Source organism: Geovibrio sp. ADMFC3, assembly GCF_054687035.1.
Map to the genome: position 1 here is coordinate 1913376 of NZ_BAAFZG010000002.1, position 18024 is coordinate 1931399.

Consider the following 18024-nt stretch of genomic DNA (forward strand, 5'->3'; position numbering starts at 1 on the left):
TATCCGGTTAACTTGTCAGGCTTAAGGTTCTCCGCTTAAATCAGGCGACCATTTCAGCCATGATGATTTCGGATCAGCGTACAGGACATATGTTTCCTTATCTCTTGCCTGTGTCCCTGCATCATCCGGCGTGGCGAATGATATTCCTCCGGTTATGAGAGTTTTCATTGATTCTGTTTTAACTTTAACTCCGAAAAGATTTATTTTTGTTCCGATACCGCCGGAATTCCAGAAAACAGAATTATCCCTCACCAGTTTTCTGTATTTTTCATCAACGAAAACAGATATTTCCACATTTCGTCCGTCTTCTGAGAGCTTAACTTTCTCCACTCCTCCTGCTTCAATCTGCCTGTAGTAAACAGGAGACCCCGCTTCCAGTGAATGACGTGCGGAAGAAAGCAGAGTGATCCGCAGTCCTTTTCTGCCTTCATAAGGCGATGGTTCTTCCGCCAGTGCAGTGAAATGTGTTTCAGGTCTTCCTTTTCCGCTTTTCATAGCTATTATAGTGCCGAAAATCACTGAATCTATGTTCTCAACTCCATTTGCTGATATTTTAAGGTTTTCAGCCCAGAATATTGAATTTTCAGTGAGTTCTGATTCAAATTGGTCAAAAACAAGTGCCTCAACAATGGTTTTGCCGTCTTTAACAGCGGAGTTTACCGCATAGCCTGCTTTTGCCGTGCCGTTTGTAAGCGGTGCGCTATTTCTTATTTCCACAGGGTAGGGGAAAGTGATATGAATTTTTGTCATATCCGCTTCCTTTGCTGAGTCCGGGTCGGGGTACAGTATTCCTGTTCCTGCGGCTTTTTTGAAATTGTCAAAATAAATGGCATCTTCGATATAAGTTTTAACCGGTTTTGATTTTACGGTAACGCCGGAAACATCTGCACGGAACTCCATGCCCCCTTCAAGCCAGAAACGGGTTTTTTCTCCCACAAAACCTGTGAATTCCGGTTTTATGAGCAGAGTGAGTTCAGGTTTTCCGTCCTTATTCAGCTTAACCTTTGTTACCATACCTGCATTCATATTTTTGTAGTAAATATCAGAATTTTCATCCGGCGGCACAGAGCCTTCGGCAATTAGGGTTAAAACCATTCCTTTTTTAGCGAGGAGCAGGGATTTTTCAGCATCGTTTCTGCTTTCAAACAAGGTGTATGTTCCGTTATCACAGCTTATGCTTTGTTCTTCAGGGTTGAAAAAAGCTATACCGCCGCCGATTGCTGTTTTAAGTGCAGGGGTCTGGATCCGCAGTCCGGCTGCATCTGCCTCAAAATTTATGCCTCCGGATTTATGAAAAACTGAAAAAGGAGTTATCAGTTTTGCGTACCGGGGGTAAACAAGAACTTTAGCCAGAATCCCGCTGCCTGTGTCGTTCAGAGTAAAATCTTCTATTTCGCCTGCTTTTATGCCTCTGAAATAAAGCGGATCTCCTTTGGTCAGCTCTTCGGCCGTATCTGCCGCCAGTGTGACGGTTTTCATTCCTGTATTTTTGTAATAGGCTTTTTGTGCATCCGCTGAATTGTTATACAAGGTGAGGGACGTTGCTGAGGCTCCGAAATGTTCTGCATTTATTCCGCCTTTTATCAGTGCTGTCAGCGACTGTGTGTCTATGGTGAGCCCCTCAGCGTTGAGACGCAGATCAAGCCCTTCGTCTCTGCTGAAATAAAGTCCTTTGTCCAGCAAAGATGTATAGTCTGCATATATTACGCTGTCCATCTCCACACGGCTGCCGCCTGTAAGCCGCACAGCAGTGAGATGCCCTATCTGAATATTTCTGAAGAATATGCCGCTCATTGAATCCAGAGAGCCTTTGGCAGGAGCGGTGAGCGTTATTAAACGCCCGTCTTTTTCTCCTTTAACCGGAGGATTGGAAGACAAGGTAAATTCAGAAGCGGGAGTGTCTCCGTCAGGATATATCTCAAGATAAACTCCGGTTAATATAGTTGAAAACCCTTCAACTCCTTTTATGGAAAAAGAGGGCTGAACAAGTACAAACTTTGTGCGGTTTTTAGCCAGATCGGCGAACTCCTTATTAAGCTGAAGCTGTGCTGTGACTTCATTATCCTCACCGGACGGCTTTACGTCTGTGACCAGCCCTGCAGGAATCCCCATGTACATTACGGGCGTTCGCCAAGCCTTTATGCCGCCGGAGTTTTCCATACGGACGGTGATTATGTTTTCCGACAGTCTGCTTCGGCTTTCAGAACCGTAAAGCCTGAACAGATGCCCGCTTTCAACCGGCGCTCCCTGAACCTCTTTGGGGTTGTCGAAGGATATGCCGCCGCTGATAAGGCTGCCCAACGGTACTGACTCCATGCTGAAACCTGCGGAATCGAACCTGATGTCAATTCCGCCCACATCCCAGAAGGCCGTTGCGTCTGTGACATACTGCTTGTAGTCTTTATTTATTGATACGCCTATATCATATATACCGCTTTGGGGATCAAACTTAACAGCAGTGACCTGTCCCGCATTCATTCCTTTATAAAATACAGGAACGCCTTTTATGAGATACTGGTTGCTGTCTGTCTGAAGGCGAAGGGTGAGGGCATCTTCACTTATTTCAGTATCCGGCGGTTCGCTTAAACCTATGAAATAGTTTTTCTCTGCCAGCTCATCAAGCTTATGCTCATTAAACGTAGGGGGCTGGACTTCTATGTATGAACCTGAGATAAGGGTCTCCAAACCTGTAATTTTATTGAATCCGAGGCGAGGCTTCACTATCCAGAACATCATTCCTTCCTTTGCCAGTATTCCCGCCTCTTTAGACAGCATCACAACCGCCTCAACCTTATCGGGGCTTTCTGCTATGCGTACGTCTTTTACCTTACCTACGGTTATTCCTCTATATTTAACGGGTGTTTTCTCCGGCACAAGCTCCGAACCTGAATCAAACTGTATTATTATCTCCGTGCCGATGTTTACATAGCCGTTATACAAAAGCCAAATGGTTATGAACAAAGCCAGCAGAGGCGTCAGCCAGATGGGAGAGAACAGCCCCCGCTTTGTTTTGAGTCCCTTAGGAAGGTCTCCGTTCATTTTTCCCCCTTTTTGTCCCATATGAGACGGGTATCAAAAGATTTGGACGCAAGCATGGTCGCTATAACAGTGGCGGCAAAGAAGGTTGCACCCGCTCCGCCTTTAATTTGTATCAGAAAGCCCATATTAACCAGCCCTGCCATTATTGTTATCACATATATATCAAGCATAGACCATTTCCCTATCAACTCAATAAGATGAAAAAGACGGGTCTTTGCAGCATTCGGGAGTTTGTCTCTTACTCTCAGTGCAGTGAGCAGGTAAAGAATGCTGCCTATTTTGAAAAGCGGCACTACAAAGCTTGCCACAAATACCACTGCCGCTATGAAGTACATTTTGTTATTAAAAAGTTCACCAACTCCGCCGAGAATAGTATTGGCGGATGTATCAGCAAATGTTTCTATTGTCATAACTGGAAGCACATTGGCGGGGATATATAAAAGAAGTGCAGTCAGGGTGAGTGCCAGTGTTTTCTGCAGGCTGTTTTTGCGCCTTTGATGCACGGGACTGCCGCATACCGGACAGATAATTTCTCCTCCGTCCGTGTCTGGCATATCTATAAGCTGCCTGCATGAAAGGCAAAGTGCTGCATTCATTTCGATATCAGTCATAATTTCCTGCTTTTATGCGGAATAAAAGAGTGTCGTAATATACTTCGGTAATTGCTGTAAAGGTGCATACAAGCATAAGAAGATATATGCCGTAGTCAAAAGTAAGTTCAGACATATCAATGAGTTTGACTATGGAAACAAGTATGCCCACAAGGAAGACATCTGCCATGTGCCATTCCTGAAAAAAATTAGCAAGCCGCATTGCAGGAATGAACATGGGCAGCCTGCGCCGCAGAAGTGCTGATAGTGCCACATAAAAACAAGTGAGCAGAAAACCCATAGGAACAATGACCGAAGTAAGCAGAACAAGAAGACCAACAGCACCCAGCCCCTCTTCGTATAAAGCCTTTATGCTCCCCAGCACCGTTGCGGAGCTGCTCAGGCTGCTGACGGAAATATCAAGAACGGGATAAAGAAGCGCAGGAACAAAAAGCATAAAAGCAGAGATGCTGAAAGCCGTCACAAAGAGTGCTGAATTTTTGCCGTGCTTTTTTACTGTACTTCCGCAGCGGGTACATATGATTTTTTCTTCCGAATTGCCTTCAAAGACAACAGCTTCACCGCATGCGGCACATGCAGTGAATACCTTAGCCTTTACTGTTAAATCTTCCATAAACATATTATACGGCTTGGGAAAGGCAGTTGCAACACATGAGGGGGCTAAGAGATGTTAAAAAATGTATAGAGTTGTTTCTTTTGTATTATTTAATTCTTAATATCTAATAAAGTTTCATGATTTGAATAAAAATTATTGACAGCCAAAGTCCGCTAGTCTAGTATCCGGTGTCATCAGCCCTTAAACAGGGCGGTATTGCATTGAAAGCTCCTTACCGGTGGGAGGTTTGTATGCGCAGAACACATTTCATAATATTTGCCTGAGAATCTTAGAATTCCAAAAAAAATCAAAACGGGGAGAACATGAGGAAAGGTATTTTCAGCCTTAAGCATATCTTTATGCTTGGGCTCGCATTTTCAGTTACTTTGACGGCAGCAGGCGCACAGGCTGCAGATGAGGAAATTACCCTTGAAACAGTGGAAGTCGTTGGCACGGCAGCAGAGCAGGTTAAGCAGTCGCTTGGTTCTTCAATTATAACAGCGGAGGATATAGAAAAAAATCCTCCTGTTAATGATCTTTCGGAAATAATCCGCCGCCAGCCCGGCGTTAATCTTACAGGAAACTCCGCATCAGGCTCCCGAGGCAACAACCGCCAGATAGACCTCAGAGGCATGGGACCGGAAAACACGCTTATACTCATTGACGGACGCCCGGTTAAATCAAGGAACTCTGTGCGCTACGGCTGGACAGAGGAGAGAGACACCAGAGGAGACTCAAACTGGGTTCCTGCGGAGATGGTTGAGCGCATAGAAGTTCTCAGAGGACCCGCAGCAGCCCGCTACGGTTCAGGTGCCATGGGCGGTGTTGTTAACATCATTACTAAAAAGGCTGAAAAACAGCTCACAGGCTCCATGACTGTGATGGGCAATATTCAGGAAGATTCAGCAGAAGGTGATTCATACCGCACAAATCTTTCTGTTGCCGGTCCGGTTAATGATGCGGTTTCGTTTCGCATATACGGCGGCATGAACTACAGAGACGCTGACGCCAAAAGCATAAACGAAGGTGAAGCAGCATACGGCGGAGCAGAGAATGTAGCCGGACGGGAAGGCTACCGCAATATGGATATTAACGCTCTTCTCTCATGGGATGTAAATAAACAGCAGACTATAGAACTCACTGGCGGTTACAGCCGCCAAGGGAATATTTATTCCGGCGACTCGATGCAGAACTTCGGCAACACTTTTACTGAATCTCTTTATGGTGAGGAAACAAACGTTATACGCCGTAAAAATATTGCTGTAACCCATCTCGGCAACTGGAACTGGGGTCACTCCCGCTTCGATATGAGCTATGACCGCACCACAAACACCCGTATGAATGAAGGTCTTGCGGGCGGTCTTGAAGGGGAGATAACAGATAATCCTGCATATGACCCCGGAATGGTTGAATCAGAGCTTAACAGCTTCCTCACTTCTGTTCAGGCGGATATTCCTCTTAATATTTTCGGCTTCGCACAGACAGTTACCGTTGGTGCAGAATATCTTGCTGAAGACCTTGACGATAAAGGTTCTCTCAGAAACTCATCAGCCATGACATGGCTTAATATTGACCTTGAAGGCTTTACCCCCGGTAAAACCGACGAAGAGGTTTACAGTTACGCTTTCTATGTAGAGGACAACATCTACCTCGGACACGGCGTGACTGTTACTCCGGGAGTCCGCATTGACGAGCATGAAAAATTCGGCACAAACGTAAGTCCCAGTCTGAACGCATACTATGACATAAACGAAAACTGGACGATAAAAGGCGGTATCGCCAAAGCATATAAGGCACCGAACCTTTATCAGGGCAACCCCAACTACCTGCTTTACAGCAGAGGAACTGGATGCTACGGCGGCTCAAGCTCACTGGGCGGCGGGTGCTACCTTCAGGGTAACGATGATCTCGACCCCGAAACAAGCATAAACAAGGAGATCGGACTTGCGTATGATTCTGACAGTTTCAGGGCAAGTGCAACCTATTTTCATAACGATTATGAGAACAAGGTATTCGCAGGCAAAACAAGTGTTGCCACTGTTTCAGGCAACAGAGATGTTTACAAATGGGAAAATGCCGGAGACGCTGTAATCGAAGGTGTTGAAGGTAATGTGTTTGTTGCTCTCGGCAAGGATGTCGATTTCAACACAAATGTAACCTATATGATTGAGTCTGAACTGAAAAGAACAGGTCAGCCTCTCAGTATAGTGCCTGAATACACTGTGAATACTTTCATCGACTGGAGAGCCACAGACAAGCTTTCTCTCGGTGTTAATGCCACTCTTTACGGCAAGCAGGAAACTCCCACTCTGGAGATCAGAACTGAAAGGGAAATTGAGAAGGATACTCTTGACCCCTATGCTCTTGTGGGAATCAGCGCACAGTATCAGATCATCGAAAATGTAAAGTTCAGAGCGGGTATAAACAACCTTTTTGATAAGCAGATACACCGTAAAGGTAATTCTGCTTCCGCTTCAGCATCCGCAGACGGTGCTGAAAAGGCAAATGCCTATACCTATAATGAACCGGGAAGATCTTACTGGTTGTCTATGACTATGGATTTCTAAATTATATTGGCAGCCCGTACGTCCTGTCGGGCTGCCTAACCGCTCGCGGATTGCAGGGCAATCCTTTGCTCCGCACGGCGTGTTCCCATCCGTGGGAACATAAGAATAAGATTACGTTATTTTGAATGTTCCACGCCCGTACATCCTGTCGGGCTGCCTAACCGCTCGCGGATTGCAGAGCAATCCTTCGCTCCGCACGGCGTGTTCCCATCCGTGGGAACATAAGAATAGATTACGTTATTTTGAATGTTCCACGCCCGTACGTCCTGTCGGGCTGCTGCTTCTTCTTTCAGCTTATTCTGTTTTTATAATCTTCGTAGCCGAATTTTCTGACTACTTCAAATGTGCCTTTTTCCGAGCTGAATGTGATCAGTGACGGCAGCTCAACGCCGTTAAAGTTTGTGTTTTTCACAAACGAATACAGCGCCATATCTGTGAAAACAAGTCTGTCGCCTCTTTTCAGCGGCTCATTGAATTTATAATCCCCTATGACATCCCCTGAAAGGCAGGAGATTCCGCCGAGGCGGTAAGTATATTTCCCGGTTTCTGGCTCGCCGATGAGTTTGGGTTTGTACGGCATGGCAAGCACATCGGGCATATGGGTTTCCGCCGAACAGTCGCATACGGCTATGTCCATCCCGTTATGGATAGTGTCCAGCACGGAAGTGACAAAAACCCCTGCATTCAGCACAACCGCTTCGCCCGGCTCAAGGTAAACCTGAATATTATTATATTTCTTCCTGAAATCATTAATCAGACGGCAGAGGAGATCAAGGTCGTAATCTTCCCTTGTTATGTGATGTCCGCCGCCGAAGTTAATCCATTTCATCTGGGGGATGAGGTGCCCGAAACGTTTTTCAAAGGAGGCAAGAACCCTTTCCAGAACATCTGAATTCTGCTCACACATTGCATGGAAGTGCAGACCGTCTATTCCTGTGAGATCTACCCCTTCCAGATCCTGCGGACTTACCCCGAAGCGTGAACCGGGGAGGCACGGATTATAAAGCTCAACTTCGACCTCCGCATGTCCGGGATTTACACGGAGACCGATTTCTATATGCTTACCGCCTGCCTTTATTTTATCCCTATGGAGATGCCACTGGCTGATTGAGTTAAAGACTATATGGTCGGAAAACTTAATAGTCCGTTCCATCTGCGAGTCTGTGAAGGCCGGCGAATATGTATGTGTTTCCCTTTTAAACTCCTCATAGCCGAGCTGCGCTTCGATGGGTCCGCTGGCGCATACTCCGTGGAGATAGGACGAGATAAGCGGAAATACCTTAGGCAGAGCAAACGCCTTGAGAGCAAGCATAATCTTGGCTCCGGTGCGTTTCTGCACAGAGTCGAGGATTTCGCAGTTGCGCCTGATCACATCCTCGCTGATAAGGTAGCAGGGCGTCTCCGCCCTGTCTGTTATCTCTCTGGGAAAGTCTTTCAGTGCCTGATTATTTATCATTCGGGGAGCTGACCTTCAAAGTCCACAACCTGCCATGGCAGACCGCATTTGTTAAGCTCATCCATAAACATGTCGGGGTCAAGCTGCTCAACGTTGAACACCCCTTCACCTTTCCATACGCCCTTAAGCATCATCATGGCGCCGATCATAGCGGGAACACCTGTGGTATATGACACCGCCTGTGCCTGAACCTCTTTGTATGCTTCTGCGTGGTCGCATATGTTGTATATGTATTTCTTTATTTTTTTACCGTCTTTTTCACCGTCAAAAACGCAGCCGATAACGGCAAGCCCTTTGTAGTTTGTGCCGAGGCTGCCCGGATCGGGGAGAAGTGCTTTCAGAAACTGAAGGGGTATCACCTTGCATCCGTTGAAGTCAACTTCGTCAATGCGGGTCATGCCGACGTTTTCAAGCACTTTAAGGTGAGTGATGTAGTTCTGAGAGAATGTCATCCAGAAGCGTATACGCTCAAGCCCTTTAATGTTTTTCACAAGTGATTCCATCTCCTCGTGGAAGAGAAGATAACTCTCCTTGGGTCCGGCTTCGGGGTAGTCGAATGTGAAGTGAACGCAGCTGTCGTCAAGTATTGCGGGAGTTTCAACCCATTTTCCGTCTTTCCAGTGGCGCACAACCTGCGTTACTTCACGGATGTTGATTTCGGGGTTGAAGTTTGTGGCAAATGGATGCCCGTGGTCTCCTGCGTTGCAGTCCAGTATGTCTATGGTGCGTATGCTGTCGTAAAGGTGTTTCTGTGCGTAGGCGCAGAAGATGTTTGTTACGCCGGGGTCAAAGCCGCATCCCAGAACAGCCATAAGCCCTTTCTCTTTGAATTTATCCTGATATGCCCACTGCCATGAGTATTCAAACTTGGCTTCGTCCTTGGGCTCATAGTTTGCAGTGTCAAGGTAGTTTACGCCTGTTTCAAGGCATGCGTCCATTATTGCCAGATCCTGATAGGGCAGGGCAACATTAAGCACAAGTTCGGGTCTGCATTCGCTGATAACACGCACTATGTCGCTTACCACGTCTGCGTCCACCTGATAAGTTTTAACTTCAACGCCGTACATGCTCTTAACTTCCGCAGCTATGGCGTCACATTTTTCCTTTGTTCTGCTGGCAAGGAAAATTTCATTGAATACGTCCGGATGCTGGGCACACTTTTTAACAACAACATTCCCTACGCCGCCTGCTCCGATTATAAGCACTTTTGACATTTGCAAACTCCCTGTATTTTTTTATTCTTTCTTTCTGAATTTTTATCATGTCCGTGTTGACGTCAGGTGCGGACACTTATTCCCTTTCAAAGTATGTGTAGCCCCTTAAGCCTTCTTCAAAGCTTTCGAGAATCTGCTTACGTTCCTTGGGGGTGATGAAGCCTTTGTTTATGGAGTCTTCAGCAAGCTGTTTCAGGCTTTTCTTTATGCCTTTAACGTCATATTCCACGTATGAGAGAACATCCGCCACAGAGTCCCCTTCAAGCTCTTTTATAACCTGATAGCCGCCGTCATCATTTACATGGATAGTGGCAACGTTTGTGTCCCCGAAGAGGTTGTGGAGATCGCCCAGTGTCTCCTGATATGCACCAACAAGGAAAACACCAAGGTAATATTCCTCACCGTCCTTGAGTTCATGAAGCATAAGGGCGTTCTTGTCATGGGCATAGTCGGGGAAGTTATCTATTTTGCCGTCACAGTCGCAGGTGATGTCGGAGATAATCGCCGGGTGTGTCGGAGCCTCATTAAGCCTGTGGATGGGCATAACAGGGAAAACCTGATTTATTGCCCATACATCCGGAAGCGACTGAAAAAGGCTGAAGTTGCCGTAGTACACATCATAAAGAAGGCGGTCAATGTCCTGCACGTCTTTCGGAACATGTTTAAGCTCGGAACCGACCGTGGATATTTTTATAAGAATATGCCGGACAAGGTTCTCCGCAAGGGCACGGTCCCGCAGGTTAATCTGCCCGTGTTTAAAAAGCTGCCGTGCCTGATTCCGGTAGTAGAGGGCATCGTTACAGCACTCCTGTATAGCCTTGGGCGAGATCATGTCGTAAGTGCTTAAAAGGTTCTGTATCAGTTCGCTCTGGTAGTTTTTTATGTTCTCCGGCAAGGGACTGGGGTGGAAGGAAGAAACATCCAGCACGTTAAACAGCAAAACGGAGTAGTAGGCAACCGTTACCCTGCCTGACTCTGTTATTATAACAGGGTGGGGGATATCATGCTTGTCAAGTACGGCGATGATGGACTCCACTATGTCATAGCAGTATTCCTCCACAGAGTAGTTACGGCTTGAGTGATAGTTTGTATTTGAGCCGTCATAATCCACTGCAAGACCGCCGCCGAAGTCGATATAACCCATCTTTGCGCCTTCGTTTACCAGCTCCTGATAAATGCGGCATGCTTCAAAAGCGCCCGCACGTATATCACGGATGTTGGGGATCTGAGAGCCGATGTGATAATGCAGAAGCTGAAGGCAGTCCAGCATGTCGGACTGTTTAAGCCTGTCTATAACGTCAATAACCTGACTGATGTTCAGACCAAAGACGCTTGCATCGCCGCTTGATTCGCTCCACTGCCCTTCAGCATGGGTGGAAAGCTTAATGCGGACGCCGAGGTATGGGCGTACCTTAAGCTTTTTGGCTCTCTCAAGGATAAGCTCCAGCTCACCGGGAACTTCAATAACGAAAAAGCATTTAAAACCCATTTTCACGGCGTACAGACCGAGGTCTATGAACTCTTCATCCTTATAGCCGTTGCATATCAGACAGGCGTCCCTGTTCTGGAGCATGGAAATGGCGGCTATGAGTTCAGGCTTACTGCCCGCCTCAAGACCATGGTTGAAATCTTTTCCGAATTCGGCAATGGCTTCAACAACCTGCTCCTGCTGGTTTACTTTTATGGGGAAAACCCCTTTATATTCGTTTTTATAGCCCGTGGCTTTTATAACTTCTCTGAAAGTATTATGGAGAAGCTTAATCTGTGAGCCGAGTATATTCTCGATACGCAGTATGACAGGCATAGCCAGCCCTCTGTCCTCGACTTCCTTCGCTATTTCATGGAGGCTGATCTGCGGTCCGTTCTCTTTTCCGAACGGAGTTACCACCACATGACCTTTTTTGTTTATAGAGAAGTAGTCAGCTCCCCATTTGTTTATGCCGTACAATTCTTCGGCATTTGCAACTGTCCAGTTTTTTATCAGCTCAGGATTTCGCCACATTTAATCCGATGCCTCCTTAAAATGGTAAAAACAGGTTTATTTACGAAAAAAGAGCGAAGGTGTCAATAAAATTATGTGTTAAGCCTCCGAAAACTCTTATTTCGCATGGGCTTGAAAAGTTTCAGGAAAAAGTCATATTTTGCAAAAGTTGAGTATTTATGCTTACGGTCATGTGGTCCATTAATATTCTTTGAACATTTTTTGCCATTTTTCTGTAAAAATGCTTCATATTGGGTTTAATTTTTTGAATATTTTTTATTTTTTTGAGTTTGTTCCGGTGCGAAAGTCCGCAGACAGCAATGTTCAGGCTTAGTTACTGATAATATATGTAAAAGAGTGAATCAGAGCCATAAAAGAAAGTTAAGGAGTGAAGGCAGGGTCGGTTGCCCTGCCTTGTTGAAACTATTTTTGTCCGCCGAACATATTCAGTATATTTTTCATCTCTTCTTCCGAAGGCATTTCCTCGCCGTTTTCTGCAGCGGATTTGCGTATTGCATCCTGCGTATTTGCCTGAACGGGATCTTTCCCCTCCACAAGGCTGCGGACAGTTGTCCTTGCAAAATCACGGGACATGTCGTCACCTCTGGGGTCGTGAGATATTTTAATCCCCGCCGGAACTTCAAACACCGAAGAGGGCGGAGTTTTTTTGTCTATGGATACTGCTGCTTGCTGGCTTTTAACGCCCATCACATCTGACACGGTTTTGAGAGCAATACCTGTTCCGCTTATGGAATAAACCTGCACTCCCATCATTGTTACAAGATCGCATTTGTAGCCCAGTATTGTTTCAGCGTTTTTGACCAACTCTCCGTTAAGGTTTTTCATGTACGCAATACCCATTTTTTCAGCATTTTCCCTGACTTTTTTCTGTTCATTTTTAGAAAGCTTGCTGTATTCCTCATTCATATAAACAATGGGGTTTACGCTTTTTGTACCTTCTTTTTCTGTTAAATCGATGCTGTAAACCCATTCAGGTGTTGTTATATCCATTGTTTCTGTTTTTCTGGATATTCCGAACATTTTCATGGTTGTCTTGCGGTGTTTGGTTTCATACTCACCGCTGTCTTTGATGTAAAGTGTTTCCGTACCGCTTTCAGTTCCGTTGATTTCGTAACTTATAACTGCTGCTTTAAAAGGAGCTTTGGGCTTGAAAGGTGAGTCGGCGGCGAATGAACCGGCAGAAATCAAGAGTAAAAAAGATGTCGCAATAAGAATCAGTTTCTTCATTTTTTTCTCCGCATAATTTTTTGGGACGATGATAAAAACACAAATTATTGAACACTCGTTCCGATAATTATAATTTACCACTTAAGCAGATAAAATGATCATTCATGTCAAAATTATTTTATATGCCGGAGAAAAAATAAAGCCCGCAGAAGGAAAACTGGTCATAAACCCCCTGCGGGCTTTTTTATTAAAGAGAGCTTTTTGAGCCCGTCTTTTCCATACATACTAAGACGCATTTATAGTTAAAAAAGTTTACTTTTCTTTGTTTTTGTCAATAAGCCCTTCGTTATAAAACCGTTCAAGTCCTGCAAGAACTTTATCGAAATCTGGTTTATCCTCATCGTCAAATATCCATGTATCCATTAAGAATGCAAAAGCTCCGCCGGTTACCGCCCTGAACACCAGCGGATCAATATTTTTAAAATCACCTTCAAGCGTTCCCTGAGCCCAGATAGAGCTGAAATGTTCATCACCTATACGGCGGGATACTTCAACACTGTCTTTATAGGAGATAATTTCTTTATGGTATTTTGCATAATCCTTGCGGGTTTTGAATATTTCAAAGATGAATTTTGCAGTCTCTTTCAGCTTTTCCGGTGCGCTGATATTTCGTTCCCGTATTTCTCCCAGTCCTTCTATGATCGGATCTATAGTTTGCTGTTCAACAAAAGCCATGAGATCTTCTTTATTCTTAAAATAGTTATAGAGAGTCCCCTTGGAGACTCCCGCCTTTGAGGCAACTTCGTCCATGGTCAGCTTTTCGCTGCCTGATTCGTGTAATATCTCCATAACACTGTCGTAAACAGTGTCTTTAATCAGTTTGTTAACAATCTGCCGTCTGTCTATTCTGTGCATGGCAAACTCCACGTAATGACTTCATGGTCATTAAGATGACTATAAAGTCATTATAGTGCCGGCGGGAGTTAAGGCAATGGAAATGTATAGAAAGTTACAAAATTTTACATAATAAATGGATTATTATCTGTCAAAGTCGTAGTCGGCAGGGTTCAGACCCATCTTGCGTATCCTGTTGCTCCACTGCTGTCTGGCTAGGTTCTGGAGATCTTTTACCTTGTCATGCTCATCTACAATTTCAATGCCTATGAGAGTTTCAATGACATCTTCAAGGGTTACGATTCCTGCTGCTCCGCCGTATTCATCAATAACAAGGGAGATGTGCGCTCTGTCCTTTATAAGCCCTGTAAAGTGCCTGCTGATAGAAAGGGACTCCGGCACGGCGGTTATGGGGCGTCTGAAATCAGAAAGCGGGGTGGTTTTCATCCCTCTGACTGCGTAGAGGAGGATGTCGCTCCTTAAAACAAAGCCGGTGATATCATCCAAATCGGTTTTATATACAGGTATGCGTGAGAAGATTATTTCCGGATGCCTCACCAGAACTTCCTCCACTGTTGTGTCCTCCCTGAGGGCGAACATGACAGTACGCGGGGTCATTATATGTTTTACGGTAAGCTTTCTCAGCATAAAAAGATTTGTGAGAATAAGGGATTCCTGTTCGCTGAAGACTCCGCCCTTTATCCCCTGCTGTGTGAGAATCAGGAATTCATCATGGTTTATGACCTGGGACTCTTTGCTCTTGGGGAGTATTCTTGTCATCATGTTTGACATGAAAACCAGCGGTTTCATGCTGAACATGGTGAATCTGAGGACAGGAAGCATGGGGACGGCAATCTTTTTCCAGAATACCGCACCGAGTGTTTTGGGCAGTATTTCCGAAAGAATAAGGATCAGAAGAGTCAGTATAACGGAAATTACGCCGAGATAGGCATCGCCAAAAAGTTTGGTTGCCTGTGCGCCTGCGCCTGCGGCACCTATGGTGTGGGCTATGGTGTTAAGGCTTAATATAGCTGCCAGAGGTGCTTCGATATCTTTTTTGAGTTCGGTGTAGATTTTGCCCGCTTTTGGATTTTTCTGTTCAAGCTGAATCGCATAAACCGGGGTCATACTGAGCAGAACCGCTTCCATTACAGAGCAGATGAAGGATAGCCCTAAGGCTATGAAAACGTAAACTAAAAGGGTTAGCATACAGGTGCTTAAGCAACTCCTGATATTATTTTTCATAAATGATACAGAAACGCCCGGGGCATGTCCATAGAAATCGAAAAAAATACGTTTATATGAAAAAATGGCTCGAAGAATTATCAGAAAAATAAAAAAAGAAACAGACACGGGAAGGTTTTGTTGCTTTGGCTTGCAATTATTTCGCTTAAAGGTTATTAGTGGGATTATTTCATATATTAAATAATTTATGCCACAGGAGATAAATGCAGCAGAGACAACCTAAGGGGCTGCATCGCTATGTTGTTCCCAAAAAAGACTTTATTCTCAGGTTTGCCTATAATCAGTTACTGATTATTATCGGCAGCATTCTGGCAGCGTTCGGTTATGTTGTATTTCAGGTTCCTTTTCAGATAGCAGCAGGGGGCGTGAGCGGTCTTGCCATAATATTTAATGAGTACACAGGGCTTACTGTGGGCATGCTGTATTTTATTCTTAATATACCTCTTATAATTGTCGGATATTTCCAGCTGGGAGGATTTAAGTTTATCCTCTCCACCATTAATTCAGTTATAACTTTCTCCATGGCATCTGATATATTTGTACGCCTTCTCCCTCAGTACATGAAAGTTTACCCTGTATCGGAGGATCTGCTGCTCAACTGTATTTATGCAGGTGTTTCTGTGGGGCTTGGTGCGGGTATTATATACCGTGCCGGCGGCAGCATGGGCGGAACAAGCATTCCTGCACGCATCCTTCAGAAGCGTATGGGATTCCCCCTGAGCCAGTCATATCTTTATACGGACATGATTGTTATTGTTCTCGCCGGATTCGCTTTCAGCTGGGAAAAGGCAATGCTTGCGCTGCTTACCCTGCTTCTGGGCGGGATGGCTTCGGATTTTGTCCTTGAAGGCGTAAGTCAGGTTCGCATAGCGTGGATAATTACAGATCACCCGAAGGTTATGAGCCGTACTCTCATGGCAGAGCTTCAGCGAGGGGTCAGTATGTGGCAGATGACAGGCGCCTATTCAGATACGGAACGTACCATGCTTTACTGCACTGTAAGGCGTTCGCAGGTGTCAGATCTGAAATACCTTGTTTCAGCAATAGACCCCAAAGCATTTCTGGTGATAGGCACCGCACAGCAGGCATGGGGCGGCACTGGGTTTAGCCATCTTAAATCGCCCTCAGGCAGATAAAAGTCCTCCGCGGCTGGTGCGGGCAGCATCAGCATTTTTTTACTCTGATCACTATATATAATGATTTTAACTCTATGTGACCTTCCCGTATTGTTTTTTTGTGATAAACTTAATATGATTATTCTCAAAGGCGGGCTATGGAAAGCTTTAAATTGATTGCGGAGATATCCGATAAGCCGCTTTTTCTGCTTGATGGTGAAGGAAATGTTCTCGGATTTAATAAGCAGGCGTCCGATATGTATTCACTGTGTGCGGCAGATACAGGAAAAATGACGATTTGCTCTCTCTGCTCAAAAACATGCAGGATGAGTTCTTTCTCCAGTCTTTTTTCCGGCGGCTTTAAACAGAAGATAACTCACGGTACGGTGCATAATACTCCGGCGGGTGATTCCGTCAGGGTAATGCTGGAGCTTTATCCTTTTTCCGTACCTGAATACGGATCTGAAGAGAGGCTGGTTTGTGCCGTACGGCAGGCGGACAGTGCCGCTGACTGTACAAGTGGCAGCGTAAATATGCCTGATATGCTCAATAGCCTGTCTTCCATGGTTTATGTGATTGATCCGGCAGACAATTCTGTTTTATATGCCAACAGCCATGCTCTTAGCATGCTTGGGATAAAAAGCGGATGGAATGGCGAAAAATGCTGGAAAGTTATACACGGAAGTGATGAAAAATGCAGCTTCTGCAGCTGCGGAACAGAAAATTTTTCGGAAGTACGCACAGATGAAGTAATGAACCGCAGAAACGGCAGGTGGTATTTAAAAACCGGAAGGCTTATCCACTGGGAAAACGGGCAAACAGCAAGGCTTATTATTGCCCATGATATTGACGAGCGGAAAAAAGCCGAACTGCTTAAAGATGATGTCGAACGCATTATGCGCCACGATTTAAAAACTCCTCTGAACTCAATATATCTTCTCGGTCAGGCTCTGGAATCATCCGGTGAGTCTGAAGACACACGCTTTTTCGCTTCAAAAATAATTGAGTCATGCTTTCAGCTTAATGCAATGATCAATCTTTCACAGGTGCTTTACAGTCTGGAGAAGAATGACTACACCATACTAAAGCGTGAAGTTCTCCTTAACGAGCTTTTAGGAAGGGTCTGCACACATCTTGAAGGGCTTGCCGCATCCCACAGGGTTAATTTAAAAAAGGTTTTCCCCGCAGGCTTCTTCGGCGGGTTCATGATATATGCCGATGATCTCCTTATATATTCCTGCTTGTCTAATCTGGTGAGAAATGCCATTGAGGCTTCTCCCGAAGGGGAATCAGTCATAATTGAATGTGAGAAGCTGGATGACCGCGATGTTATCACCGTAAGCAACAGAGGGAATGTTCACCCTGAAATAGTCGGCAGGTTTTTTGATAAATATGTCACCAAGGGAAAAGCCGGAGGAACGGGCTTGGGCACATATTCCGCAAGGCTGCTTACAGAAGCCCACGGCGGAAGTATATCGCTTAATACCGGAGAAGGGGTTACTTATATTACAGTGAGCCTTCCGGCAGATTAGGCATTTTGTTCCGAATAAACCAGATTAACCCGAACAGCAGACCGGGAGTCTTAGGCTTGGACTCGTCCATCATGAACGACTCTGCATCATCAAAAGGCAGCCTTATCACCTCAAGCTTCTCTGTCCCGACTCCGCCGCCTTCGCTTATTTTCTCAGCATCACTCACTTCTGCATAATAGAGAGTCTGTCTGCTTCCGGCGAAGCTGACAGCAGTGAAAAAGGATGTGACCCGTTCAATCTTTTCAAGGGGTATGTCGTAGCCGGTTTCCTCTGATATCTCTTCACGGACAGTTTCTTCCGGAGTCAGGTCTTTGTCCGTTATGCCGGCGCAGAGTTCAAAGGTTATTCCTGTTTTTTCCCTGATAAATACGGGAGGACGGAACTGGCGCACCAGTATCAGCTCCCTGCGTGCTGTATCTGCGAGGATAACTGCCACACTGTCATGCACTTTGATAAAATCCCAGTTTTTGGCTATGCCTTTTTGTGTGTAGCGCATTCTGCGGAGGCTTATATAGTCTGACTCTGTGCAGTCGGTGATCTGAATATTTTCAGGAAAAAGATCTTCTTTCAAGAGGGCTCCGTGCAGA

Annotated in this window: 13 protein-coding genes; 3 read left to right on the forward strand and 10 right to left on the reverse strand. The window is 45.3% G+C overall.

The genetic code is table 11. The annotated features are described in order from the left end of the window. Nucleotides 1–21 precede the first annotated feature (21 nt). From ACYRYY_RS09495 to ACYRYY_RS09505, 3 genes are read right to left on the reverse strand one after another with little or no spacing between them, the layout of a single operon-like run. On the reverse strand, nt 22–3039 hold the full coding sequence (locus ACYRYY_RS09495; RefSeq protein ID WP_460215358.1) for a PqiB family protein: 3018 nt from the start codon (nt 3037–3039) through the stop codon (nt 22–24). Next, the gene (locus ACYRYY_RS09500) at nt 3036–3650 is read right to left on the reverse strand and encodes a paraquat-inducible protein A (protein WP_460215359.1); all 615 of its coding nucleotides are present in this window, start codon (nt 3648–3650) and stop codon (nt 3036–3038) included. Before ACYRYY_RS09500 ends, ACYRYY_RS09495 begins: the two co-directional genes overlap by 4 nt. Beyond that, nucleotides 3643–4263, reverse strand: a complete 621-nt coding sequence (locus tag ACYRYY_RS09505; protein ID WP_460215360.1) for a paraquat-inducible protein A — start codon at nt 4261–4263, stop codon at nt 3643–3645. The genes ACYRYY_RS09500 and ACYRYY_RS09505 overlap by 8 nt, the downstream gene beginning before the upstream one ends. A gap of 305 nt (nt 4264–4568) precedes the next feature. On the opposite strand from ACYRYY_RS09505, the gene ACYRYY_RS09510 reads away from it, so the two are divergent. Further along, the gene (locus ACYRYY_RS09510; RefSeq protein WP_460215361.1) at nt 4569–6812 is read left to right on the forward strand and encodes a FepA family TonB-dependent siderophore receptor; all 2244 of its coding nucleotides are present in this window, start codon (nt 4569–4571) and stop codon (nt 6810–6812) included. A 289-nt stretch (nt 6813–7101) separates the two neighbouring features. Here ACYRYY_RS09510 and nspC read toward each other — a convergent pair whose 3' ends face one another. From nspC to ACYRYY_RS09540, 6 genes are all read right to left on the reverse strand, one after another. Next, nucleotides 7102–8268, reverse strand: coding sequence for a carboxynorspermidine decarboxylase (gene nspC / locus ACYRYY_RS09515; protein ID WP_460215362.1), 1167 nt, complete (start codon nt 8266–8268; stop codon nt 7102–7104). Then, on the reverse strand, nt 8265–9488 hold the full coding sequence (locus tag ACYRYY_RS09520) for a saccharopine dehydrogenase family protein (protein WP_460215363.1): 1224 nt from the start codon (nt 9486–9488) through the stop codon (nt 8265–8267). The genes nspC and ACYRYY_RS09520 overlap by 4 nt, the downstream gene beginning before the upstream one ends. Before the next feature lie 70 nt (nt 9489–9558). Next, nucleotides 9559–11484, reverse strand: a complete 1926-nt coding sequence (gene speA / locus ACYRYY_RS09525; RefSeq protein WP_460215364.1) for a biosynthetic arginine decarboxylase — start codon at nt 11482–11484, stop codon at nt 9559–9561. Nucleotides 11485–11886: 402 nt separating this feature from the next. After that, nucleotides 11887–12711 carry a hypothetical protein gene (locus ACYRYY_RS09530; RefSeq protein ID WP_460215365.1) on the reverse strand — a complete coding sequence of 275 codons (825 nt, stop codon included), beginning with the start codon at nt 12709–12711 and terminating at the stop codon, nt 11887–11889. Nucleotides 12712–12963: 252 nt separating this feature from the next. Next, a complete protein-coding gene (locus ACYRYY_RS09535; RefSeq protein ID WP_460215366.1) occupies nt 12964–13566 on the reverse strand; it encodes a TetR/AcrR family transcriptional regulator in 603 nt (200 codons plus the stop codon). A 123-nt stretch (nt 13567–13689) separates the two neighbouring features. Beyond that, entirely contained in the window at nt 13690–14790 is a 1101-nt protein-coding gene (locus ACYRYY_RS09540; RefSeq protein WP_460215367.1) for a CNNM domain-containing protein, read from the reverse strand. A gap of 203 nt (nt 14791–14993) precedes the next feature. Between ACYRYY_RS09540 and ACYRYY_RS09545 the strand changes: the two genes are divergently transcribed. Further along, the gene (locus ACYRYY_RS09545; protein WP_460215368.1) at nt 14994–15926 is read left to right on the forward strand and encodes a YitT family protein; all 933 of its coding nucleotides are present in this window, start codon (nt 14994–14996) and stop codon (nt 15924–15926) included. Nucleotides 15927–16063: 137 nt separating this feature from the next. Beyond that, complete coding sequence (locus ACYRYY_RS09550; protein WP_460215369.1) at nt 16064–17437, forward strand: ATP-binding protein; 1374 nt, start codon at nt 16064–16066, stop codon at nt 17435–17437. On the opposite strand, the gene ACYRYY_RS09555 is transcribed toward ACYRYY_RS09550, so the two are convergent. Next, nucleotides 17412–18008, reverse strand: a complete 597-nt coding sequence (locus ACYRYY_RS09555; protein WP_460215370.1) for an NUDIX domain-containing protein — start codon at nt 18006–18008, stop codon at nt 17412–17414. The two genes, ACYRYY_RS09550 and ACYRYY_RS09555, sit on opposite strands and share 26 nt — an antisense overlap. Nucleotides 18009–18024: the final 16 nt, after the last annotated feature.